Origin of the sequence: Pantoea sp. VS1, assembly GCF_002207995.1 — a bacterium.
Lineage (GTDB): Bacteria > Pseudomonadota > Gammaproteobacteria > Enterobacterales > Enterobacteriaceae > Pantoea > Pantoea dispersa.
In genome coordinates, this window is the sequence record NZ_NHZE01000005.1 from 150,971 (window position 1) to 173,676 (window position 22,706).

Annotated in this window: 19 protein-coding genes; 12 read left to right on the top strand and 7 right to left on the bottom strand. The window is 57.5% G+C overall.

From position 1 onward, the window contains the following. Positions 1-39 precede the first annotated feature (39 nt). Complete coding sequence (aspA, locus tag CBW22_RS03070) at positions 40-1,476, bottom strand: aspartate ammonia-lyase (RefSeq protein WP_021507768.1); 1,437 nt, start codon at positions 1,474-1,476, stop codon at positions 40-42. Positions 1,477-1,851: 375 nt separating this feature from the next. Between aspA and CBW22_RS03075 the strand changes: the two genes are divergently transcribed. From CBW22_RS03075 to CBW22_RS03090, 4 genes are all read left to right on the top strand, one after another. After that, positions 1,852-2,304, top strand: a complete 453-nt coding sequence (locus CBW22_RS03075) for an FxsA family protein (RefSeq protein ID WP_021507767.1) — start codon at positions 1,852-1,854, stop codon at positions 2,302-2,304. 194 nt (positions 2,305-2,498) lie between these two features. Further along, positions 2,499-2,792: a co-chaperone GroES gene (locus CBW22_RS03080; RefSeq protein WP_021507766.1), complete on the top strand. Its 294-nt coding sequence runs from the start codon at positions 2,499-2,501 to the stop codon at positions 2,790-2,792. Positions 2,793-2,838: 46 nt separating this feature from the next. After that, on the top strand, positions 2,839-4,494 hold the full coding sequence (gene groL, locus CBW22_RS03085) for a chaperonin GroEL (protein WP_021507765.1): 1,656 nt from the start codon (positions 2,839-2,841) through the stop codon (positions 4,492-4,494). Positions 4,495-4,689: 195 nt separating this feature from the next. After that, positions 4,690-5,037 (top strand): DUF4156 domain-containing protein, encoded by a 348-nt coding sequence (locus CBW22_RS03090; protein WP_021507764.1) that lies wholly within the window; start codon positions 4,690-4,692, stop codon positions 5,035-5,037. 157 nt (positions 5,038-5,194) lie between these two features. Here CBW22_RS03090 and epmB read toward each other — a convergent pair whose 3' ends face one another. Continuing rightward, complete coding sequence (gene epmB, locus CBW22_RS03095; RefSeq protein WP_088516007.1) at positions 5,195-6,223, bottom strand: EF-P beta-lysylation protein EpmB; 1,029 nt, start codon at positions 6,221-6,223, stop codon at positions 5,195-5,197. A 40-nt stretch (positions 6,224-6,263) separates the two neighbouring features. On the opposite strand from epmB, the gene efp reads away from it, so the two are divergent. The 3 genes from efp (at position 6,264) to epmA (ending at position 8,258) form a co-directional block, all read left to right on the top strand. Continuing rightward, the gene (gene efp / locus CBW22_RS03100) at positions 6,264-6,830 is read left to right on the top strand and encodes an elongation factor P (RefSeq protein ID WP_021507762.1); all 567 of its coding nucleotides are present in this window, start codon (positions 6,264-6,266) and stop codon (positions 6,828-6,830) included. 151 nt (positions 6,831-6,981) lie between these two features. Further along, complete coding sequence (locus CBW22_RS03105; protein ID WP_031279745.1) at positions 6,982-7,116, top strand: entericidin A/B family lipoprotein; 135 nt, start codon at positions 6,982-6,984, stop codon at positions 7,114-7,116. A 164-nt stretch (positions 7,117-7,280) separates the two neighbouring features. Then, positions 7,281-8,258, top strand: coding sequence for an elongation factor P--(R)-beta-lysine ligase (gene epmA / locus CBW22_RS03110; protein WP_021507760.1), 978 nt, complete (start codon positions 7,281-7,283; stop codon positions 8,256-8,258). Positions 8,259-8,322: 64 nt separating this feature from the next. Here the strand turns inward: epmA and degS are convergent, their stop codons facing one another. From degS to zapG, 3 genes are all read right to left on the bottom strand, one after another. Next, positions 8,323-9,396, bottom strand: a complete 1,074-nt coding sequence (gene degS / locus CBW22_RS03115) for an outer membrane-stress sensor serine endopeptidase DegS (protein WP_021507759.1) — start codon at positions 9,394-9,396, stop codon at positions 8,323-8,325. An 86-nt stretch (positions 9,397-9,482) separates the two neighbouring features. Next, complete coding sequence (gene degQ / locus CBW22_RS03120; protein WP_088516008.1) at positions 9,483-10,853, bottom strand: serine endoprotease DegQ; 1,371 nt, start codon at positions 10,851-10,853, stop codon at positions 9,483-9,485. A gap of 108 nt (positions 10,854-10,961) precedes the next feature. Continuing rightward, positions 10,962-11,366 carry a Z-ring associated protein ZapG gene (gene zapG, locus CBW22_RS03125; RefSeq protein WP_088516009.1) on the bottom strand — a complete coding sequence of 135 codons (405 nt, stop codon included), beginning with the start codon at positions 11,364-11,366 and terminating at the stop codon, positions 10,962-10,964. Between the two features lie 184 nt (positions 11,367-11,550). On the opposite strand from zapG, the gene zapE reads away from it, so the two are divergent. The 5 genes from zapE (at position 11,551) to sspB (ending at position 15,213) form a co-directional block, all read left to right on the top strand. Then, entirely contained in the window at positions 11,551-12,678 is a 1,128-nt protein-coding gene (gene zapE / locus CBW22_RS03130; RefSeq protein WP_088516010.1) for a cell division protein ZapE, read from the top strand. Positions 12,679-12,916: 238 nt separating this feature from the next. Continuing rightward, a complete protein-coding gene (rplM, locus tag CBW22_RS03135) occupies positions 12,917-13,345 on the top strand; it encodes a 50S ribosomal protein L13 (protein ID WP_021507755.1) in 429 nt (142 codons plus the stop codon). A 15-nt stretch (positions 13,346-13,360) separates the two neighbouring features. Beyond that, the gene (gene rpsI, locus CBW22_RS03140; protein ID WP_021507754.1) at positions 13,361-13,753 is read left to right on the top strand and encodes a 30S ribosomal protein S9; all 393 of its coding nucleotides are present in this window, start codon (positions 13,361-13,363) and stop codon (positions 13,751-13,753) included. 329 nt (positions 13,754-14,082) lie between these two features. Further along, on the top strand, positions 14,083-14,724 hold the full coding sequence (gene sspA, locus CBW22_RS03145) for a stringent starvation protein SspA (RefSeq protein WP_021507753.1): 642 nt from the start codon (positions 14,083-14,085) through the stop codon (positions 14,722-14,724). A 3-nt stretch (positions 14,725-14,727) separates the two neighbouring features. Further along, complete coding sequence (sspB, locus tag CBW22_RS03150) at positions 14,728-15,213, top strand: ClpXP protease specificity-enhancing factor (RefSeq protein ID WP_021507752.1); 486 nt, start codon at positions 14,728-14,730, stop codon at positions 15,211-15,213. 111 nt (positions 15,214-15,324) lie between these two features. On the opposite strand, the gene CBW22_RS03155 is transcribed toward sspB, so the two are convergent. After that, positions 15,325-17,079 (bottom strand): sulfite reductase subunit alpha, encoded by a 1,755-nt coding sequence (locus CBW22_RS03155; RefSeq protein WP_088516011.1) that lies wholly within the window; start codon positions 17,077-17,079, stop codon positions 15,325-15,327. A 53-nt stretch (positions 17,080-17,132) separates the two neighbouring features. Next, on the bottom strand, positions 17,133-22,664 hold the full coding sequence (locus tag CBW22_RS03160) for a glutamate synthase-related protein (RefSeq protein WP_088516012.1): 5,532 nt from the start codon (positions 22,662-22,664) through the stop codon (positions 17,133-17,135). Positions 22,665-22,706: the final 42 nt, after the last annotated feature.

The following is a 22,706-nucleotide window of genomic DNA, read 5'->3' on the forward strand; positions in this document are numbered from 1 at the left end:
GTATACAGGCGTGCTTCAGACGACTTGATCCGGAACGGATTACTGTTCGTTTTCGTCGGTGTAGCGTTTGGCTTTGTATTCCGGGTGCATCAGGTTCTGGATGGAGAAAATATCGTCCAGCTCGGCTTCGGTCAGCAGACCGCGTTCCAGCACCACTTCGCGTACGCTCTTACCGGTTTCAGCACAAATTTTCCCGACGATATCGCCGTTGTGATGGCCGATGTACGGGTTGAGGTAAGTGACGATACCGATGGAGTTGAACACGTAGGCTTCACAGACCGCTTTGTTGGCGGTGATGCCGTTAACGCATTTTTCCAGCAGGTTGTAGCAGGCGTTGGTCAGGATGCTGATCGACTCAAACAGCGCCTGGCCAATCACCGGCTCCATCACGTTGAGCTGCAGCTGACCGGCTTCGGAAGCCATGGTCACCGTGGTGTCGTTGCCAATCACTTTGAAGCACACCTGATTGACTACTTCCGGAACCACCGGGTTAACTTTCGCTGGCATGATCGAAGAACCGGCCTGCAGTTCCGGCAGGTTGATTTCGTTCAGGCCGGCGCGCGGACCGGATGACAGCAGGCGCAGGTCGTTACAGATTTTCGACAGTTTCACCGCCAGGCGCTTCAGCGCTGAATGCACCATGACGTAAGCGCCGCAGTCTGAGGTGGCTTCAATCAGATCTTCGGCGGGCACCACCGGCAGGTTGCTGACTTCCGCCAGGCGTTGTACCGCCAGCTGCTGGTAGCCGTCCGGCGTGTTGAGGCGGGTGCCGATCGCCGTGGCGCCGAGGTTAACCTCCAGCAGCAGTTCGGCGGTGCGCAGAATGCTGCGCGTCTCTTCGTTCAGCAGTACGTTGAACGCGTGGAACTCCTGACCGAGCGACATTGGCACCGCGTCCTGCAGCTGGGTGCGGCCCATCTTAAGGATGTTTTCAAACTCCACCGCTTTGCGCTGAAAACCTTCGCTCAGCTGGCCAATCGCGTCGAGCAGTTTGAGGATCGAGGCGTAAACCGCAATGCGGAAACCGGTAGGATAAGCGTCGTTAGTGGACTGACACTTATTCACGTGATCGTTCGGGTTGAGGTACTGATATTCACCTTTCTGGTGCCCCATCAGCTCCAGCCCGATGTTAGCCAGCACCTCGTTGGTGTTCATGTTGACCGAGGTGCCCGCGCCGCCCTGATAGACATCAACCGGGAACTGGTCCATGCACTTACCGTTGTTCAGCACTTCATCACAGGCCTGAATGATAGTGTTGGCGATGTGGCGGGGGATGGTTTGCAGCTCTTTGTTGGCGAGCGCGGCGGCTTTTTTCACCATCACCATGCCGCGAACAAACTCGGGGATGTCACTGATTTTACTGTTACTGATATAGAAGTTCTCAATCGCACGCAGAGTATGAACACCGTAATAGGCATCTGCCGGAACTTCACGCATGCCTAACAGGTCTTCTTCGATACGAATGTTGTTCGCCATGATTACCTTCTTATTATTGCTGCTGTGTTACTGCCGGGCATCCGGAATGGATGGGCGGCGAATAACGTGCAGGTGAAGCAATTATATTGTCGTGGAATACCAGTGCCGACATTTTATCCATCTTCGGGCTGGCGAGCACGATCATATTCTGTCACTGCAGAAATGCTTGTGCACAGATCACTTTACGGACATTTGCTGGCCCAGCGGTAATAACGATATGTGATGTACTTCGCAATTTTAAGTCGGTGGCATAAATTTAACAGCGGCGGTTGAATTTCCCCGGCCGCGTGCCCATCTCATACGTTATGGTCATGCTGACCCTTCAATTTTGCTGCCCCGCACGCTGCGTGGCGGCGTGACTCACAGGAGATATCGGTGCGCTGGTTACCGTTAGTGATTTTTTTTGTTCTGGCCTGGATTGAGATCTCGATTTTCATCCAGGTGGCGCACGCGCTCGGCGTGCTGCTGACCATGCTGCTGGTGATTTTTACCTCGTGCATTGGTGTGTCGCTGGTGAAAAATCAGGGCATGAAGAACTTTATGCTGATGCAGGAGAAGCTGGCGCGTAATGAGAGCCCGGCGGCGGAGATGATCAAAAGCGTGTCGCTGATCATCGCCGGTTTTCTGCTGCTGCTGCCGGGCTTCTTTACCGATTTCCTCGGCCTGCTGCTGTTGCTGCCGCCGGTGCAGAAGCACCTGACGCTGAAACTGATGCCGCACCTGCGCGTATGGCGCGGCCCGGGGCAGGGCCCGGATAGCGGCGTCACCATGGACGGCGAGTTTGAGCGCAAAGATCAGGATCGTATCGGTCACGATAAAGATCGCTGAATGTAAGCGGGGCGGCGTAAGCCGCCCTTTTTGCTGTCTTTTTCGTCATCTGTTACGCAAACGAAAATTTTTTATTTTTTTGCCCTTGAAAGCCCCTTTTCTGCCCCTATCTCTCTCTCCACGAGGCCGGAACCCTCAAGCCCGGCGTTCAACCCAAAAATGAATGATTGGACTTCTCAAAGGAGAGCTATCAAATGAAAATTCGTCCGTTGCACGATCGCGTTATCGTCAAGCGTAAAGAAGTTGAAGCCAAATCTGCTGGCGGTATCGTTCTGACCGGCTCTGCAGCAGGCAAATCAACCCGCGGTGAAGTACTGGCTGTTGGCAATGGCCGCATCCTGGAAAACGGCGACGTGAAGCCGCTGGACGTGAAAGTGGGTGATCTGGTGATTTTCAGCGAAGGCTACGGTGCCAAGACTGAGAAAATCGACAACGAAGAAGTTCTGATCATCTCTGAAAGCGACATTCTGGCGATTGTTGAAGCGTAATTTACGCGTAATTCACTGAACGAAACGAATTTAAGGGATATTTGAAATGGCAGCTAAAGACGTAAAATTCGGTAATGACGCACGCGTAAAAATGCTGCGTGGCGTGAACGTACTGGCAGATGCAGTAAAAGTTACCCTGGGCCCGAAAGGCCGTAACGTGGTTCTGGATAAATCTTTTGGTGCACCGACCATCACTAAAGATGGTGTTTCTGTGGCACGTGAAATCGAGCTGGAAGACAAGTTCGAGAACATGGGTGCGCAGATGGTGAAAGAAGTCGCTTCTAAAGCCAACGACGCAGCAGGCGACGGCACCACCACCGCTACCGTTCTGGCACAGGCTATCGTCAACGAAGGCCTGAAAGCCGTCGCGGCGGGCATGAACCCAATGGATCTGAAGCGCGGTATCGATAAAGCCGTTGCAGCAGCCGTTGAAGAGCTGAAAACCCTGTCTGTACCATGTCAGGATTCCCGCGCTATCGCGCAGGTAGGTACCATTTCTGCCAACTCCGATGAAAGCGTCGGTACCCTGATCGCTCAGGCGATGGACAAAGTGGGTAAAGAAGGCGTGATCACCGTTGAAGAAGGCACCGGTCTGCAGGACGAGCTGGACGTGGTTGAAGGTATGCAGTTCGACCGTGGCTACCTGTCTCCGTACTTCATCAACAAGCCAGAAACCGGTGCAGTGGAGCTGGAAAGCCCATTCATCCTGCTGGCTGACAAGAAAATCTCTAACATCCGCGAAATGCTGCCAGTGCTGGAAGCTGTGGCGAAAGCCGGCAAACCACTGCTGATCATCGCAGAAGACGTGGAAGGCGAAGCGCTGGCTACGCTGGTGGTCAACACCATGCGCGGTATCGTGAAAGTGGCTGCGGTGAAAGCACCGGGCTTCGGCGACCGTCGTAAAGCGATGCTGCAGGATATTGCTATCCTGACCGGCGGTACCGTGATCTCTGAAGAGATCGGTATGGAGCTGGAAAAAGCGACGCTGGAAGACCTGGGTCAGGCAAAGCGCGTGGTGATCAACAAAGACACCACTACCATCATCGATGGTGTGGGCGATCAGGGCGCAATCTCTGGCCGCGTGACGCAGATCCGTCAGCAGATCGAAGAAGCGACGTCTGACTACGACAAAGAGAAACTGCAGGAGCGCGTTGCTAAACTGGCAGGCGGTGTAGCCGTACTGAAAGTAGGCGCAGCGACTGAAGTTGAGATGAAAGAGAAGAAAGCACGCGTTGAAGATGCCCTGCACGCTACCCGTGCTGCGGTTGAAGAAGGCGTGGTTGCCGGTGGTGGTGTCGCGCTGGTGCGTGTTGCGGCGAAAATCGCAGCATCTGGCCTGAAAGGTCAGAACGAAGACCAGAACGTCGGTATCAAGGTTGCTCTGCGTGCGATGGAAGCGCCACTGCGTCAGATCGTTTCTAACGCCGGTGAAGAACCATCTGTGGTTGCTAACAACGTGAAAGCGGGCGACGGTAACTACGGTTACAACGCACAGACCGAAGAGTACGGCAACATGATCGACTTCGGTATCCTGGATCCAACCAAAGTGACCCGTTCTGCGCTGCAGTACGCGTCTTCTGTGGCCGGTCTGATGATCACCACCGAAGCGATGGTCACCGACCTGCCGAAAGGCGACGCACCTGACTTAGGTGCTGGCGCTGGCGGCATGGGTGGCATGGGCGGTATGGGCGGCATGATGTAATTGCCCTGAACGTCTGAGCTGTTGAGAAACCCCCGATCGGAAACGGTCGGGGGTTTTTCTTTTGCCGGCGAACAAGGTATAAGTAAGGGCGCAATACTTCGGCTTTGCGGGTTTAGGGCAATGAATGTTCAGAAAAAATGTGCGCTTTTCTGCTACGCTGCCGCCCGACACTGATGATAATAAATGGGGATTATAATGCGGATTAACCTCTCGCTCGGACTGGCAGTCGGTACCTTACTGCTGGCGGGCTGTAGCACCTCCAACCAACTGAGTGCCGCCGGCGAACGTGTCACCTTTGTTGATCAACAGCCAGGCAGCCAATGTCAGCTGCTGGGCAATGTTACCGGCTCGCAGAGCAACTGGCTGACCGGCTCAGGCGGTGAAGGCAGTTCACTGCGCGGTGCGGCCAACGACCTGCGTAACCGCGCAGCGGAGATGGGCGGCAACGTAATTTATGGTGCCACCAGCCCGACGCAGAACCTGCTGTCTGCCTTTGCCCCGCTCGACAGCAAAATGTCGGGTCAGGTGTATAAGTGCCCGTAATGGCAGAGCAGCAATAAAAAAGCCGCGAGAGCGGCTTTTTTGTGGGCGTAATATAAACAATAGCGCGATGAATCGCGCCGCTACGGCCCGCAGATAGGGGGTAATCCGAATTCAGCAGTCTGCACGAACGCGTAGCGGCGCAATTTATTGCGCCTGGTCACTCCTGACGCAGCTGCAGATCCAGCGGCGTTTTGCTCGGCTCACCACCAATTTCTCGCGCCAGCTTCGGCACCATATAGCCTGATACCATGGTCAGCAGCTGCCGCACCAGCGCGCGCGCCTGCTCATCCGGCACAAAGAAGTGCGCCGCCCCCTGCACCTTATCCAGCACATGTAAATAGTAGGGCAGGATGCCGGCATCAAACAGCGCATTGCTGAGCTGTGCCAGGGTCTGCGCATCGTCATTAACGCCGCGCAGCAGCACGCTCTGGTTCAGCAGGGTGACGCCGGCGCGCTTCAGCCTCTGCATGCGTTCGCGCAGCGCCTCGTCAATCTCCTGCGCGTGGTTGATGTGGCTGACCAGCAGCACCTGCAGACGCGTATCCGCCAGCAGCTGGCATAGCCCTTCGGTAATGCGCGCCGGGATCACTACCGGCAGCCGGCTGTGAATGCGCAGGCGTTTCAGGTGCGGAATGTTTTCCAGCGCGCCAATCAGCCATGCCAGCTCCTGATCTTTCGCCATCAGCGGATCGCCGCCGGAGAAGATGATCTCGTCGAGCTCGGGATGGGCGGCAATGTAATCAATCGCCGCCTGCCAGTTGCGCTTGTTGCCCTGATTATCCTGATAGGGGAAATGCCGGCGGAAGCAGTAGCGACAGTTCACCGCGCAGCCGCCCTTGACCAGCAGCAGCGCGCGGTTTCTATACTTATGCAGTAAGCCCGGCACCACGCTGCTCTGCTCATCGAGCGGATCGGTGCTGTAGCCCTGCGCATCGGTAAACTCCTGACGGCTGGTCAGCACCTGCAGCAGCAGCGGGTCCTGCGCATTGCCGCGCTGCATGCGCTGAATAAAGGCGCGCGGTACGCGCAGGGCGAACAGACGGCGTGCTTCGCTCCCGGCTGCCAGATCTGCGTGGTTTTCGAGGGCTAAAAGTTGCAGTAATTCAGCAGGATCGGTGACAACATCAGCAAGTTGCTGCAACCAATCTTCTCTGACGGGGGGATTTAGGGTTACAATGTGTGCCATTTTTTTGGCTATTACCAGTTAATATCTACAGAGGGCCTTTATGGCGACTTATCTTAGCAACGATTTTCGTGCCGGTCTTAAAATCATGTTCGAAGGCGAACCGTATGCCATCGAATCCAGTGAATTCGTTAAGCCGGGTAAAGGCCAGGCGTTTGCACGTGTTAAAATGCGTCGTCTGCTGACCGGTTCACGCGTTGAGAAAACCTTCAAGTCTACCGACTCCGCCGAAGGCGCAGACGTGCGTGACATGACGCTGCAGTACTCCTACAACGACGGTGACTTCTTCTACTTCATGCACCCGGAAACCTTCGAACAGTATCAGGTTGAAGCCAAGGTACTGGACGACGTGACCAAATGGCTGCAGGACAACGCCGAGTGTATCGTAACCCTGTGGAACGATAAACCGATCGCCGTTCAGCCACCGAACTTCATCGAAGCAGAAATCACCGAAACTGACCCAGGTCTGAAAGGTGATACTGCCGGTACCGGCGGCAAGCCAGCGACGCTGTCTACCGGCGCCGTGATCAAAGTGCCACTGTTCGTACAGATTGGCGAAGTGGTAAAAGTGGACACCCGCTCTGGCGAATACGTTTCCCGCGTAAAATAATCGTCAAATCAGGCGCATCATCGATGCGCCTTTTTTATTTCCGCGCTCTTCCCCGCACCGCGTCTTTTTTCAGCAGCTTAACCGCCATCATGGCGTATCCGGTCTATGCTTTAAAAGCTGTACTTTTACTGCAACCAACAAGGATATGGCTATGTTAAAGAAAAGTATTGTCGCGATTTTCTCGGTACTGGTGCTTTCCTCGCTGCTTTCAGCCTGTAACACCACGCGTGGCGTAGGCGAAGATGTTGAAGCGGGCGGTCAGGCAATTCAGCGCAGCGCGCAGTAACTAAAACCGGTGCGAAACCTGCTTTCGTACCGGCTTTCTCTTCCTCCTGTTGTCCTGCCAGCACCTGTGATTTCTGAAACTGCCTGCCGCGACGGCGGTGCCGTTGTTTGCCGTCAGCAATACGGGTAGACTTCCTCCCCTTGTCTGTATAAGGAGTCATCACCATGAGCGAAACGGCAAGCTGGCAGCCGAGCGCACCCATTGCCAATTTGTTGAAACGCGCCGCCATCCTGGCGGAAATCCGGCGTTTCTTTGCCGATCGCGGCGTACTGGAAGTGGATACGCCTGCCATGAGCCAGGCGACGATCACCGACATCCACCTGGTGCCATTCCAGACGCGCTTTGTCGGACCTGGCGCGGCAGACGGGCGCGATCTGTGGCTGATGACCAGTCCGGAATATCACATGAAGCGCCTGCTGGCGGCGGGCAGCGGCCCGATTTATCAGATGGGGCGCTGCTTCCGTAATGAAGAGGCCGGGCGCCACCATAATCCGGAATTCACCATGCTGGAGTGGTATCGGCCGCACTACGACATGTATCGGCTGATGAACGAAGTCGACGACCTGCTGCAGCAGGTGCTGGAGTGCGACAGCGCCGAATCGCTATCGTATCAGCAGGCGTTTATCCGTCATCTGGAGATCGATCCGCTGTCGGCGGACAAGGCGCAGCTGCGCGAAGCGGCGGAAAAGCTGGGTGAGGGTGAGCTGGCGAATCGCGAAGACGATCGCGACACGCTGCTGCAGCTGCTGTTTATGCTAGGCGTGGAACCGAAAATTGGTCTCGATAAGCCGTGCTTCGTCTATCACTTCCCGGCCAGTCAGGCGGCGCTGGCGGAGATCAGTACCGAAGATCACCGCGTGGCAGAGCGTTTTGAGGTCTATTACAAAGGCGTGGAGCTCGCCAACGGTTTCCGCGAACTGACCGATAGCCGCGAACAGCGTCAGCGCTTTGAGCAGGATAATCGCCGTCGCGCTGCGCGCGGTTTGCCACAGCATCCGATTGATACTTACCTGCTGGATGCGCTGGCGCACGGCATGCCGGCCTGTTCCGGCGTGGCGCTGGGCGTCGATCGCCTGATTATGCTGGCGCTGAAGGCCGATGCGCTTAGTGAGGTGATCGCTTTCCCGGTCGATCGCAGCTAGTTACGCCGCGGTTCTGCACACCCGGCCGCGGCTCAGCGATGGCGCTGTCCGCGGCCGGGTGCGTTTACGGCGAGGTATTATTGGCCGCTTCCGGAAACTCCTGGATGGTAACCGGCAGCGTCATCTTCTGCTCATTGCGTAGCACCTGCACATCAATCACCGATCCCGGGCGGATTTCCGCCACCTGGTCCATGGTCTCCTGCGCGGACAGCGCCGGCTTACCGTTCACCTGCAGCAGGACATCGTTGGCCTGAATGCCGGCGCGATCTGCCGGACCGCCCGGCGTAACTTCACTAACAATAATGCCCTGCACCCGATCGAGGTTGCTGCCCTGACCGTGCAGCGGCGGCAGCTCGCGCCCGGTAATACCGATATAACCGCGGATCACCCGGCCATCGCGAATCAGCTTATCCATGATTTTGGTCGCCAGCGCGGTCGGGATGGCAAAACCAATGCCTTCCGGGGTTTCGCCGTCGTTGCTTTTGTCGAAGGTCAGCGTGTTGATGCCCATCAGCTCGCCCAGCGAATTAATCAGCGCGCCGCCGGAGTTCCCCTGGTTGATCGAGGCATCGGTTTGCAGGAAGTTCTGCCGACCGGAGGAGCTCAGACCGATGCGGCCGGTGGCGCTGATGATGCCCTGGGTGACCGTCTGGCCGAGGTTGTACGGGTTGCCAATCGCCATCACCACATCACCAATATGCGCGACACGTTTGGCGTTAATCGGGATTACCGGCAGATTAGAGGCGCTTATTTTTAACACCGCCAGATCGGTCATGGCGTCGGAGCCCACCAGCGTCGCTTCAAAAAAGCGTCCGTCCTGCAGCGCGACGATAATCTGGTCAGCGTTATTGATGACATGTTTGTTGGTGAGGATGTAGCCTTTCGCGTTCATGATGACGCCGGAACCGAGCGTGGTAATGCCGCGATTATTGTTACCGTGCGCGCTACGGTTATAGACGTTGACCACCGCCGGCACAGCACGGCGCACGCCCTGATTGAAACTGAAGGGCGCTTCATCGGCGCTGCTGTCGTGATCAAAGGTGACGTTGCTGCCCATTCGCAGCGCCGGGATCGCGACAAGCAGTAAACCTGCCACGATCAGGCCCATCACCACAGAACGTAAAAGTTTAAGAAACATGGTGTTATTTCAGGCAAGAGTTGATCGCAGGGCAGAATAGCACGAGAAGGGCGGACAAACACCTGCTTGTCCGCCCGTTGCGAGGATTATCGCAGAAGCAGGTAAATACTCTCGTCGCCGCGCACCACGTTCAGCGCCAGTACCGGCGGTTTGCCCTCCAGCACTTTGCGCATCTCGGCGAGGCTTTGCACCCGCGTACGGTTAACGCCGACAATTACATCGTCTTTCTGCAGGCCAACCTGTTCTGCCGGCGTGCCTTTTTCGATGGTATCGACTTTGACCCCTTTATCGCCGGCTTTGGTATTGCCGTCACTGAGCGTGGCACCCTGCAGCGCTGGCGACATCAGCTGGGCGCTGGCGGTGCTCTGCGCGCTCTGTTCCAGCGTTACGGTCACCGTCAGCGGTTTGCCATCGCGCAGCAGACCGATTTTCACCTGCTGGCCTGGCGGCGTGGTGCCGACTTTCACCCGCAGCTCGGCAAAGCTGGTGATTGGCTTATCGTTAATGGCGGTGATGATGTCGCCCGCTTTGATGCCCGCCTGTTCCGCCGCCGACTTCGGCAGCACTTCAGAGACAAATGCCCCGCGCTGCGCATCGACGTTAAACGCTTTCGCGATATCGGCGGTCATTTCAGTCCCTTTGATCCCGAGCTGACCGCGCTTCACTTCGCCGAACTGAATCAGCTGCTGCGCCAGGTTCATCGCCATGTTGCTGGGGATGGCAAAGCCAATACCAATATTGCCGCCGCTCGACGCCAGAATGGCGGTGTTAATGCCGATCAGCTCGCCGTTGAGGTTCACCAGCGCGCCGCCGGAGTTACCACGGTTGATGGCGGCATCGGTCTGAATAAAGTTCTCCAGCCCTTCCAGATTCAGCCCGCTGCGGCCCAGTGCCGAGATAATGCCGGACGTCGCCGTCTGGCCGAGGCCGAACGGGTTGCCGATCGCCACGGCGAAATCACCCACTTGCAGCGCGTCAGAATCAGCAATTTTCACCTGCGTGAGGTTTTTTGCGCCTTCTACCTGAATCAGCGCGATGTCGGTTTGCTCGTCATGACCAATCAGCTTTGCGTCATATTCGTTGCCATCACTCAGCTGCACGCTGATTTTATCCGCACCGTTTACCACGTGATTGTTGGTCAGAATGTAGCCTTTAGCTGCGTCGATGATGACGCCGGAACCCAGCCCTTCAAACGGCTGTGGCTGAGACTGCCCGGGCGCCTGGCCAAAGAAGCGCTTCAGCGGCTCGGGAATATCCTGGCCCTGCTGACCGCTGTCGGTGCCCTCGACATGTACGCTGACCACCGCCGGCAGCACTTTTTCCAGCATCGGTGCCAGGCTTGGCAGTGCTTGCCCCTGAATCTGTGCCGGCAACGTGGCCATGGCACCCGGCGTCGCCGCCAGACTCATCCCAATGCTCAAGGCTAATGCGCTTAACAGTCGTGCTGGTTTTTTCATTGCTATGACGCTCTCGCTGCGAAAAGGGGGATAAAAGAAGTGTGACAGTTATTGGTAATAAGCGTTCGGAAAACAAAAAGGGCACAGCCATGCTGTGCCCCAAAAGGATTAACCGCGGGTGGTGCGTTCGCCGCTGCGCAGCAGGCCCGATGCGCCTTCAGAGTAGTCGCGCGGGATCTGCACCGGCGCCTGGTCGTTATCGGCCTCGGCTTCCGTCAGCTGGTAAGCAAACGGGTTTTTCTCGCCCGGCAGATTTGGCAGCAGGTCATTCGACCCTTTCGCCATGTGCTGATACAGCTGGCGATAGTCGCGCGCCATGTTGTCCAGCAACTCTGCGCTGCGCGCAAAGTGGTTGGTGAGCTCTTCGCGGTAATCCGCCAGCTCCGCTTTGGATTTTTCCAGTTCGTACTGCATGCTGCGCTGCTCACGCAGCTTTTTGTTGCCAAAACGCATCGCTACCGCGCCGACAATAATGCCAATCACTAAACCAATCAGCCCGTATTCCCAGGTCATAATGACTCCCGTGTAATTTCCGTTGCTTCGTAGGGCATTGCTTCTGTTTCAACTTCAATAGTAGCCACTATACCCGTTAATCCATCGGAAGTGGAATCCTCGGGCTGTATCGCTTAGTGTAGAGCGGCCTAATTTTCGACAACCGACACGTGAATCGGACTTTTTCAGGGATTCTGAGAGAACCATGCAAACCTCATCTCCGCTTGCGCGCTATGAGCAGGCGCTGTCGCAGGGCGAGTTTCGTCCGGACGATGTACAACGTGACGCCATCACCCGTTTAGATCGCATTCAGCAAGGCCTGATTGCCCGCCAGCAGCAGCCGCAGTCGGCAGCTAAAGGGCTGTTTGGCCGCTTATCAAAGCTGATGAATAAAGCGCCGGAGAGCCATGAAGCGCCGGTGCGTGGCCTGTATATGTGGGGCGGCGTCGGACGCGGTAAAACCTGGGTAATGGATCTGTTTTTTCAGTCTATTCCTGGCGATCGCAAACTGCGTCTGCATTTCCATCGCTTCATGCTGCGCGTGCACGAAGAGTTAACGCAGCTGCAGGGCCACAGCGACCCGCTGCTGATTGTCGCTGACCGTTTCAAAGCGGAAACCGATATTCTCTGTTTCGACGAGTTTTTCGTCTCCGACATTACCGACGCAATGCTGCTTGGTACCCTGATGGAGGCGCTGTTTGCCCGCGGTATTACGCTGGTAGCGACCTCCAACATTCCGCCGGATGAGCTGTACCGCAACGGCCTGCAGCGGGCGCGTTTTCTGCCGGCTATCGAGCAGATTAAGCGCCACTGCGATGTGATGAATGTCGATGCCGGCATTGATTATCGCCTGCGCACCCTGACATCGGCCCATCTGTGGAATTTCCCGCTTAACGACGCAACGCACGCGGAGATGGAGCGCATGTTCAGCGCGCTGTCCGGTAAACCGCGCGGCGACGCGCCGGTGCTGGAGATTAACCATCGTCAGCTGCCGACGCTTGGCGTTCACGAAGGCGTACTGGCCATCAACTTCCTCGCGTTGTGCGGTGAAGGACGCAGCCAGCACGATTACATTGAGCTGTCGCGCCGCTTCCACAGCGTGCTGCTGTACGATGTGCCGGTGATGATTTACAAAACGGAAGACCAGGCGCGGCGGTTCCTCGCGCTGGTGGATGAGTTCTACGAGCGCCACGTCAAGCTGGTGGTGGCGGCAGAAACCTCGCTGTTTGAAATCTATCAGGGCACGCGGCTGAAATTCGAATATCAGCGCTGTCTGTCGCGCCTGCAGGAGATGCAGAGCGAGGAGTATCTTCGCCTGCCGCACCTGCCCTGAGGGGCAAACAGAAATCACCGCTTCGGGCGCAAAAAGAGTCGATCTTTAGATTCGACTTCTCTATAATCTTGCGACCCCACGTTACAGCACAGGCTTTCTTTTCCCGGAAAACTGTGTGATCCGGTAACTCTACCTGAGGGGGTGGGCTTGCTGGGCGAATTGGTCGTGTGAGCCTCAATCGTTAACTTAGCGTTTGGGATTTCACCAACGTGTAACTTTTATTTGGGTAAGCTTTTCAATGAAAACTTTTACAGCTAAACCAGAAACCGTACAGCGTGACTGGTATGTTGTTGACGCAACTGGCAAAACCCTGGGTCGCCTGGCGACTGAACTGGCGCGCCGTCTGCGTGGTAAGCACAAAGCGGAATACACTCCGCACGTTGATACCGGTGATTACATCATCGTTCTGAACGCTGACAAAGTTGCTGTAACCGGCAACAAGCGTAACGACAAGATTTACTATCACCACACTGGCCACATCGGTGGTATCAAGCAAGCGACCTTTGCAGAGATGATCGAACGCCGTCCTGAGCGTGTGATTGAAATCGCGGTTAAAGGCATGCTGCCAAAAGGCCCACTGGGTCGTGCTATGTACCGTAAACTGAAAGTTTACGCAGGTAACGAGCACAACCACGCGGCGCAGCAACCGCAAGTTCTTGACATTTAATCGGGATTATAGGCAATGGCTGAAACTCAAAACTACGGCACTGGTCGCCGCAAAAGCTCTGCCGCTCGCGTCTTTATCAAGCCGGGTAGCGGTAACATCGTCATTAACCAGCGCTCTCTGGAGCAGTACTTCGGTCGTGAGACTGCACGCATGGTCGTGCGTCAGCCGCTGGAGCTGGTTGATATGGTTGGTAAACTGGACCTGTACATCACCGTTAAAGGTGGTGGTATTTCTGGTCAGGCTGGTGCGATCCGTCACGGTATCACCCGCGCTCTGATGGAATACGACGAGTCTCTGCGTTCTGAACTGCGTAAAGCGGGCTTCGTTACCCGTGACGCGCGTCAGGTTGAACGTAAGAAAGTCGGTCTGCGTAAAGCACGCCGTCGTCCACAGTTCTCCAAGCGTTAATTGCTGGCTGCTTCGGCAGTTACAATTGGCTCAAAAAACCCGCTTCGGCGGGTTTTTTATTGCCTGAATCGCGGCTTTTTCAGCGCAAAAACGCGAGCTTTCCCCGCATTTTGCCCGCAAATGATTATCCCCGCCCCACAAGCTGCTTAAAATCTGGTAAACTGACTGACACTTTGCGCCCGCGAGTCGCGGCGTTGTGCATACTGCTCCTGTCGGGACGACCGGACAATGCCTGTAACGCCCGGCTGTGTGCGAATCTGATGAGCAGGTGAGTCGCCGCGTGGTTGGCTATTCGCAGTATTTTTTTGTGAACAAACTTGGAGGTTTTCATGGCTGTCGCTGCCAACAAACGTTCGGTAATGACGCTGTTTTCTGGTCCGACTGACATTTTCAGCCATCAGGTACGTATCGTGCTGGCTGAGAAGGGCGTCAGCGTGGAGATCGAGCAGGTTGAAACGGATAATCTGCCGCAGGATCTGATTGACCTCAACCCGTATCGCACTGTGCCAACGCTGGTCGACCGTGAACTGACGCTGTATGAATCCCGCATCATCATGGAATACCTCGATGAGCGTTTCCCGCATCCGCCACTGATGCCGGTTTATCCGGTCGCGCGCGGTGAAAGCCGTCTGATGATGCACCGCATTGAGCAGGACTGGTACAGCCTGATGCGTACCATTGAAACCAGCAGCGGTGCCGAAGCCGATGCCGCGCGCAAGCAACTGCGCGAAGAGCTGCTGGCCATTGCGCCGCTGTTCTCACGTACGCCGTTCTTTATGAGCGAAGAGTTCAGCCTGGTTGATTGCTATCTGGCGCCGCTGCTGTGGCGTCTGCCGCAGCTGGGTGTGGATCTGGCTGGCGCAGGTTCGAAAGAGCTGAAAGGCTACATGACGCGCGTATTTGAACGTGACTCCTTCCTCGCTTCTTTGACGGAAGCCGAACGTGAAATGCGCCTGCAAGCCCGGGGCTAATCTATGGAAATGTCGCAACTTACTGCCCGCCGTCCCTATCTGCTGCGGGCCTTTTATGAATGGCTGCTCGACAACCAGCTGACGCCGCATCTGGTGGTGGATATCAATCTGCCTGGCGTACAGGTGCCGCTGGAGTACGCTCGTGACGGACAGATTGTCCTGAACATCGCACCGCGCGCGGTGGGTAACCTTGAGCTTGCCAACGATCAGGTGCGCTTCAATGCGCGTTTCGGCGGCGTGCCGCGCCAGGTATCCGTGCCGATGGCTGCGGTGCTGGCGATTTACGCGCGCGAAAACGGCGCCGGCACGATGTTCGAACCGGAGCCCGCGTATGAGCTGTCCGGCGACGAGCAGGAAGGCGGCCAGGAAGAGACGCTGATGTCGGTGATTGATGGTGACCGTCCGGACGATGCGACGGATGACGACTCTTCACCGGATGACGAACCGCCGCCGCGCGGTGGACGTCCTTCACTGCGCGTAGTGAAGTAAATCGCGGAAAATAAAAAACGGGCTGATTAGCCCGTTTTTTTATGCCTGTGTCGCGGCGCGGCTTAGTGCGCAGCAGACCAAAGGGAGCGTAGCGCTCCCTTTGTACCGATCTTAATAAACGTCGCGCAGATAACGCTTATCTTTCTTCAGCTGATCGATATAGGCTGCGGCACGTTCGCTGGAAAGACCACCGAACTGACGCACCACTTCATACAGCGCGGCATCGACATCTTTCGCCATACGTGAGGCATCGCCACAGACGTAGAAGTAGGCGCCTTCCTGCAGCCACGCGTACAGCTCAGCGCCTTTCTCCAGCATGCGGTTCTGCACGTAAATCTTCTCTTCCTGATCGCGGGAGAAGGCCAGGTCGAGATGCGTCAGCAGACCGCTCTGCTGCCAGCCCGCCAGCTCATCCGCATAAATATAGTCATGTTCCTGATGCTGGTCGCCGAAGAACAGCCAGTTTTTACCTTCAGCACCGGTCGCCTGGCGCTCCTGCAGGAAGGCGCGGAACGGCGCGATGCCGGTGCCCGGACCGACCATAATCAGCGGGGCGTTATTGTTCGCCGGCACGCGGAACGCTTTGTTCGGCGAAATAAAGATCGCCGGCTTCTCTCCGCGACGCACGCGTTCAGCCAGATAGGTGGAGCACACGCCTTTACGCTCGCGGCCACCGCTGTGATAGCGCACGGAAGCGATGGTCAGATGCACCTGGTTAGGGTACGCCTTCGAGCTGGACGAAATGGAGTAAGCACGGTGCTGCAGCGGACGCAGCATCGCCACCAGCTCCGGCACCGACAGATTACGCTTCAGCTCGAGCTGCAGCAGATCCAGCGTATCTTTGCCCCACAGCCAGTTGGCCAGCGTGTCTTTATCGTCGTGCTGCAGGACGTGCAGCAGCTCCTGGTTGGTGGTGTGCTGTCCGACCCACTCAATCAGCTTGCGCGACGGCTCCGAAATCTCGAACTGATAGGTCAGCAGATCGCCGAGGTTACGGTCAAAGCCCGGCACCGGGGTTTCGTAGTCGGCTTTCAGCTCGCTCAGCAGCAGGCTCACCAGACCGGCATCGTTCACCGGGATCACGCCCAGCGCATCACCGGCTTCGTATTTCAGGCCGCTGTCGCTCAGGTCAAATTCGAAGTGACGGATATCTTTGGCGGACTGCTCGCCGGACAGACGCTTATTGGTCACCAGCGCCGCCGCGTACGGGTTTTGCTTGTTGCTGCCCGGGATCACCGGCGCTTCCGGCGCGCTCTCCAGCACCGTGCCGCTGCTGCCCGCGCTGGCGGCAAACTGTGGCATGGCGCTGCCAATCCACTCGCTGGAAGGCTCTTCGTAATCGATGTCGCAGTCGATGCGATCCACCACGCGTTTCGCCCCCAACTGCTCCAGGCGCATATCAATGAACTTACCGGCCTGGCAGAAACCGTCGTAGCCGGTATCGCCGATTGCCAGCACGGCAAAGTGCATCTGCTCCAGACGCGGTGCGGTGCTGGCTGAGATGGCCTGCCAGAACAGCTGTGCGTTATCCGGCATTTCGCCTTCGCCGTAGGTGGAGGTGACGATCAGTACATGACGCATGGTGGCGAACACATCCAGATCCACTTCACCCAGCGCCTGCACTACCGGCACCAGGCCTTTAGCGCGCGCCGCTTTGGCTGCGGTCTGCGCCAGCGCTTCGGCGTTACCGGTCTGGGAACCAAACAGAATATGCAGCTGGGTGGTGGCGCTGGCGCCCGCTGCCGGTGCGGTCTGCTTGTCTTCTAATACCAGCAGGCGCGAGTGGAGACCGGCGAGAAACCCCGCCAGCCAGTATTTCTGTTCGCCGTTAAACGGCGCGTCTTCAGGAATGTAAGGAATCTTCATGGATATCAGTACTCAAACCGTTTTATCGTCATCAATCTTCTTTCGCAGCGCAATCAGGAGAGTTTCCCGACCGCGGCGGCAATCTCTGGCAGTGCGGCGCGTGCAAACAGCTCTTCAAAATCAGGCAGATGGCCCAGCACCTCACGGTTGCAGGCGTCCTGATAAATGATCCAGCCATAGGTTGCCAGGCTGTCCATGGAGCGAATGTTACGCTGCGTCAGCGCGGCTTTGTAATCCGACATACGCTTGGCGGCGATCAGGCTTGCCAGCTCATCATCGCTGTAGTTCTCAATGGCCGCACGGGCATGACGCTGCAGCTTGCTGACCAGCGCGAAATCTTCGGTCATCAGCAGGTTGCGAACCGCTTTCTCGACTGCCGCGTCTTCCACCGCTGTGCCTTTCGGCAGTTTGCCCAGCGCCAGCTGCTGCGCGAAGCTCAGAACGGTGTAGTTATTCAGCAGAACAAACATCTCCTGCGTATCGGTCGCGCCGTAGGCCGGTACCGCACCGTCGGCGATGGTTTTGCCCGCACGCCAGGCTGATTTGAACTTGGCAACCTGATGCGCGGCCAGCGACGTGGACAGCTCTTCCAGCAGATCCTTACGCGTTTTCGCTTTCAGAATTTCGCCGCCATCCTGATACAGCAGCAGCGAGCGCGGCATCACATAAACGAAGTGCTGACACTCGGTTTCCCAGTTCTCCAGCAGCCACGCCGCGCGCGGCGACTGGGTAGCTTCGAGGTGCCAGTGCAGCATGGTCAGCACTGCCTGCTTGTGCACCTGCGCCATTTCGTCTTCGTCAGCGATGGAGCCGAACAGCACCGAATCACCGGCGGCGTGCGCGGCCAGGGAACGGTACGGATCATACTGATAGGCGAAGCCGCCGCTCATGCCGTTACCGAAACCTTTACCAAAGGTGCCGAGGTTAAGAATCGCGCCGTTGGTCATGTATTCACAGCAGAAGTCGCCGACGCCTTCCACCACCGCGGTGGCGCCCGAGTTACGCACGGCGAAACGGTCACCGGCCTGGCCCTGAACAAACAGACGACCGCCGGTCGCGCCGAACAGCGCAAAGTTACCGATCAGCACGTTGCCGTCGCTGTCCTGTGCGCCGCCGCCCGGTGACATCACCACCAGTTCGCCGCCACACTGACCTTTACCGACGCCATCGTTACAGGTGCCGTAATGCTTCATCTGCATGCCGTCGTTGCAGAACGCGCCAAATGACTGACCGGCTGACCCGCGGGTATCAATCTGCACTGTGCGCGGTGCCAGATATTTCCGGCCACGGTCATCCTGCAGTACCGCCGGCAGCGCGGCCAGCTGCTGCGCCGACAGCTCGTGGTTCAGCATGCGCTCAATATCGATCGCCAGCTGACCGCCAACGCTCTTGTTACGGTTGTTCAGCGTTACGCCGTTACCCAGCGTAATCTCGCGGCGGGCAGCATCAACCAGCTGCGCTTTCAGCTCGTCTACCCAGCCATCGTCCAGCTCGAAATCTTTTTCCAGATACACCGGCTGAGCGATCTTCTGCTCTGGCACCACGGTCAGCATGGCGCGCAGATCGAGTTTGCCCACTTCCAGCGGATGATCCATCAGGTGCAGCAGGTCAGAGCGGCCGCGCGCTTCACGCAGCGAACGCAGACCGAGGCGTGCGAGGAACTCACGCACTTCCTGCGCCACGTTGATGAAGTACTGCGCCAGCTGACGCGGATCGCCATCGAAGGCTTCAGCGTTAGTGGTGAGGCCTGCCGGGCATTTGACGTTACAGTTTTTCGCCATCACGCATTTCAGCATCATCAGCGCGGTGGTGCCGAACTCGAAGCTGTCGCCGCCGAGCAGGGCCGATTTGATCACGTCGCTGCCGGTCTGCTGTGCGCCGGAGCAGCGCAGCTGCACTTTGTCACGCAGCCCGTTCGCGCACAGCGCCTGGTGTACTTCGGCGATACCGATTTCCGCCACGCGCCCGGTGTATTTCAGGCTGGTGACCGACGCCGCGCCGGTGCCGCCGGTGTTACCGGCGACGTTGATGACGTCTGCGCCGGCTTTTGCCACGCCGACTGCGATAGTACCGATGCCTTCAGACGACACCAGTTTGACGATAACGCGTACGCGCGCCGCTTTACAGTCGTGGATCAGCTGCGCCAAATCCTCGATAGAATAAGTATCGTGATGCGGCGGCGGTGATACCAGCTCAACGCCCGGCGTACCGCCACGCGCGGCCGCAATCTCCACCGTCACTTTCGGTGCCGGCAGCTGACCGCCTTCGCCCGGTTTAGCGCCCTGGCCAATTTTGATCTCCAGCTCTTCCAGCATCGGGTCGGCCAGATAAGCCGCCCACACGCCGAAACGACCGGACGCCAGCTGTTTGATGCGCGATGCGCGAATGGTGCCGTGGCGTGAATAGTGTTCGCCACCTTCACCACAGTTACTCATTCCGCCCACCATATTGGTGCCGTGCGCTACCGCTTCGTGCGCCGGCGCGACCAGCGCGCCGTGGCTCATGGCGCCTGAGGCGAAGGTACGGGTGATTTCGTGCGCCGGCTGGATCTCTTCCAGCGGCAGCGAGGGCAGCGCGGTAAAGATTTTTGCCAGATAGTCTGCGGCCTGGCCGTAAGCGGTAATCTGCAACACGCCTTCAGTGATGCTGCTGCTTTCGATCTCATCGTTAAAGCGGGTTTTCAGCGCGCGTGACAGCGCGGCCAGACGCTCGCTCTCCGGCTTCAGGCCGGCAATAGCATCAATCAGACGCAGCTCAAACTGGTTGAGGCTGCCGTTCACCGCTTCGCAGCGCAGGCCGCGAATGGCGAAGCCGTTGTTGACCAGCGAGTAGCGGCCCAGCTTGCGGCCAAATTCGGCTTCGCTGTCCACGTGGGTCAGATCGCACGGCAGCGCGAGGATGTCACGCAGTGCCGCCGGACGACGCTTACGCTCAGCGTGCATCAGGCTGGAGAACTGACGGTAATCCGGCGTGATAGCAAAGCTGTCGATCACCGCATTCGGGATGCGCTCGAAGCTGCTGTCTTTAAACGACTCGGCTTTGATGCTGAACGCGTTGTCCAGCCTGGCCAGCGTCATCAGACGGATAAAGTTGTCCTCTTCGCGCGCTTTGTCGGCGAAACGAATCGGCTGCTCTGTCATATCAATAAAGGTACGTACTGCGATGGTGCCATACGAGTGGCCCGCACCCTCAGAACGTTCTTTGAACAGACCCAGCAGTGGTACTTCGGCTTCGCCCTGAATTTTCAGCGCGCTCTGGTGCCAGTCCACCGCCATCTGCGCGATGGCCGGGAAGCCCGCGCCGCCCACCGGGGTTTTGATATTCGGGAAATATTTCTTCAGCACCGGATCTTCGGTATCGAGGAAGTTCGGCTCGAAGAACTCACCGCAGCTGTAGCTCTCAACGGTACACAGGCCCACTTTGCCCATGGTTTTCATCAGCGCTTTTTCTGCCGCTTTGGCATAGCGTTTGAACGCTTTGTTGCCTTCTTCACCTTCACCAAACTTCTCTTCTGCACGCATCTGTACGCCCAGCGGATACACGGCAGAGGCGCCGAAGCCGAGCGTGGCGGCGATATGGTGTGAGGAGATGCTCTGGCCGCTCTCGACCACCAGTGACACATCCAGACGCAGGCCTTCCTGCACCAGACGCTGGTTGATGGCCGACACCATCAGCAGCATCGGAATGGCAGCATGAGTTGAAGAGATATGGCGATCGGTAATCACCGCGATGCCGCCCTGCTGACGGGCAAAATCCACCACCTGCTGCGCCAGGTTATCGATAGCGTTTTCCAGCGCTTTGGCGTTGGCGGCGCGGCTGACGATGTCTTTACCGATGACTGGCTCATACAGCATCTCGAAGCGCGCATACGGCGCCACTTTCTGCTCGCGCAGACGCAGCATGTCCAGGTGCGTCAGGATTGGGCTTGGCACGATGATCTGCTGGCCTTTACTGCGGCCGAGGTGCGGTTTAGCGCCGAGCGCCACGCGCAGCGTCATGCCGTCCGCTTCACGGATGGAGTCGAGCGGCGGGTTGGTGACCTGTGCAAAGCGCTGCGAGAAGTAGTGCGCCATGCCGCCTTCATGATCGGACAGGCCATTGATGGCGTTGCCGTAACCCATCGCGGAGATCTTCTCAGCGCCGGTTTGCAGCATCGGGTCCATCATGAATTTGAAGCTTTCCTGGTTGTAGTAGTAAGCCACAAAGCGCTGATAGGTTTTCAGGTCGCCGCGATAGCGCAGCGGCGAGCCGAGTTTCTCTGCCGGCACTTCCGGCAGCTGCTGCAGTTCAACGCGTGCCGCCTGCACCAGTGAGAGATAATCTTTTTCCGCCGCCAGCTTTTCCAGCGCCTGCACGGTGGTGTAAGAGCGTTTCTCTTTGTGATCGTAATAGAGCATGCCGCCAGCTTCGATACGGCCACGGCGCAGCACGCTCTCCGGTGGGAAGGCGATCTGGCCGGCTTCTGACATCGCACCGATATACTCAGCGGTTTCGACGGAGCGCAGCGGACGCAGGCCAAGACGGTCCAGTCGTGCGCCAATCACTTCGCCGTTTCCGAAGATCAGCGCGGCGGGGCCGTCGTTCTTCTCTTCATACAGCGAGAAGTATTCCAGCATGGCGCGCACTTCAGCCGACAGCGAGGTGTCGTTTTCCCACGCCGGCGGCATCATTGAAACCACGGCGTTGATTAGATCGAGGTTATCTTCCATCAGACGGCTGTGGATGCTCTGATCGAGACGCGAACTGTCAGACTGGCCTTTTGGCCGCACGATCTTTTTGCCGCGCGCCAGCATCAGTGCCGCTTCCGCGATGCGGTTTTTCCGGTCCGTGTTCAGCTCACCGTTGTGCGCCATCAGGCGGAACGGCTGCGCCATCGTGGTATGCGGATCGGTATTGGTGGAGAAACGGGTATGGAAAAACAGTCCGCGCACCTGATGATCGGGATCGGTCAGATCTTTGAAGTAGGGAATCACTTCATTGGAGTTCAGGCGGGCTTTGAACACCTGAGTGCGCGACGACAGCGACAGCGGATAAAGGCCGCCGAATTCGCTTTCGGTAAAGGCGCGTGCTTCGATGTCCAGCAGCGCACGGTAAATGTGGCGCTCGAAGTCGCTTTGCTCGCTAACGTCCTGCGGTGCGGCAAACACCCACTGCACGATCGGCAGCTGGAACTGCTGTGCGGCCGGGCGCGTGACGCTGTTGTCCAGCGGCATATCACGCTTCAGCAGCACCGGGAAGTTGTAAGCAGCCAGCGTCTCTTCAACCAGACGCTCTACGTTCGCGCGCAGCGCCGCATCTTTTGGCACAAAGAAGTTGCCCACGCCAAAGCGGCCCGCTTCCAGCGCCTGACCGGTCAGCTTACGGAAGAAGTTCAGGGAGAGGTCAACGTTAACGCCCGCGCCATCGCCCACACCCTCTGCAGACATCCCGCCACGGTGCGGTACCGTGCACAGGGCGCTATGCGCCATCTGCAGGATTTCATGGGTCTGCTCGCCGTCCTTGCGGGTAATGAAACCTACACCACAGCTGTCGCTTCCTGCTGATGGATCATACAAACCCCAGGGGTTAGGTTGTTGAGTGGACATTGAGGGTCTCCTTAAACTGCTTTAGACATTACCTGCATTATT

What these genes read in the sequence shown, in the direction of transcription:
- CBW22_RS03080 (WP_021507766.1), top strand. Translation starts at nt 2,499, where the DNA reads ATGAAAATTCGTCCGTTGCACGATCGCGTTATCGTCAAGCGTAAAGAA.
- CBW22_RS03155 (WP_088516011.1), bottom strand. Translation starts at nt 17,079, where the DNA reads ATGAAGATTCCTTACATTCCTGAAGACGCGCCGTTTAACGGCGAACAG.
- zapE (WP_088516010.1), top strand. Translation starts at nt 11,551, where the DNA reads ATGCAAACCTCATCTCCGCTTGCGCGCTATGAGCAGGCGCTGTCGCAG.
- efp (WP_021507762.1), top strand. Translation starts at nt 6,264, where the DNA reads ATGGCGACTTATCTTAGCAACGATTTTCGTGCCGGTCTTAAAATCATG.
- degQ (WP_088516008.1), bottom strand. Translation starts at nt 10,853, where the DNA reads ATGAAAAAACCAGCACGACTGTTAAGCGCATTAGCCTTGAGCATTGGG.
- degS (WP_021507759.1), bottom strand. Translation starts at nt 9,396, where the DNA reads ATGTTTCTTAAACTTTTACGTTCTGTGGTGATGGGCCTGATCGTGGCA.
- rpsI (WP_021507754.1), top strand. Translation starts at nt 13,361, where the DNA reads ATGGCTGAAACTCAAAACTACGGCACTGGTCGCCGCAAAAGCTCTGCC.
- sspB (WP_021507752.1), top strand. Translation starts at nt 14,728, where the DNA reads ATGGAAATGTCGCAACTTACTGCCCGCCGTCCCTATCTGCTGCGGGCC.
- zapG (WP_088516009.1), bottom strand. Translation starts at nt 11,366, where the DNA reads ATGACCTGGGAATACGGGCTGATTGGTTTAGTGATTGGCATTATTGTC.
- groL (WP_021507765.1), top strand. Translation starts at nt 2,839, where the DNA reads ATGGCAGCTAAAGACGTAAAATTCGGTAATGACGCACGCGTAAAAATG.
- CBW22_RS03160 (WP_088516012.1), bottom strand. Translation starts at nt 22,664, where the DNA reads ATGTCCACTCAACAACCTAACCCCTGGGGTTTGTATGATCCATCAGCA.
- rplM (WP_021507755.1), top strand. Translation starts at nt 12,917, where the DNA reads ATGAAAACTTTTACAGCTAAACCAGAAACCGTACAGCGTGACTGGTAT.
- CBW22_RS03105 (WP_031279745.1), top strand. Translation starts at nt 6,982, where the DNA reads ATGTTAAAGAAAAGTATTGTCGCGATTTTCTCGGTACTGGTGCTTTCC.
- epmA (WP_021507760.1), top strand. Translation starts at nt 7,281, where the DNA reads ATGAGCGAAACGGCAAGCTGGCAGCCGAGCGCACCCATTGCCAATTTG.
- epmB (WP_088516007.1), bottom strand. Translation starts at nt 6,223, where the DNA reads ATGGCACACATTGTAACCCTAAATCCCCCCGTCAGAGAAGATTGGTTG.
- aspA (WP_021507768.1), bottom strand. Translation starts at nt 1,476, where the DNA reads ATGGCGAACAACATTCGTATCGAAGAAGACCTGTTAGGCATGCGTGAA.
- sspA (WP_021507753.1), top strand. Translation starts at nt 14,083, where the DNA reads ATGGCTGTCGCTGCCAACAAACGTTCGGTAATGACGCTGTTTTCTGGT.
- CBW22_RS03090 (WP_021507764.1), top strand. Translation starts at nt 4,690, where the DNA reads ATGCGGATTAACCTCTCGCTCGGACTGGCAGTCGGTACCTTACTGCTG.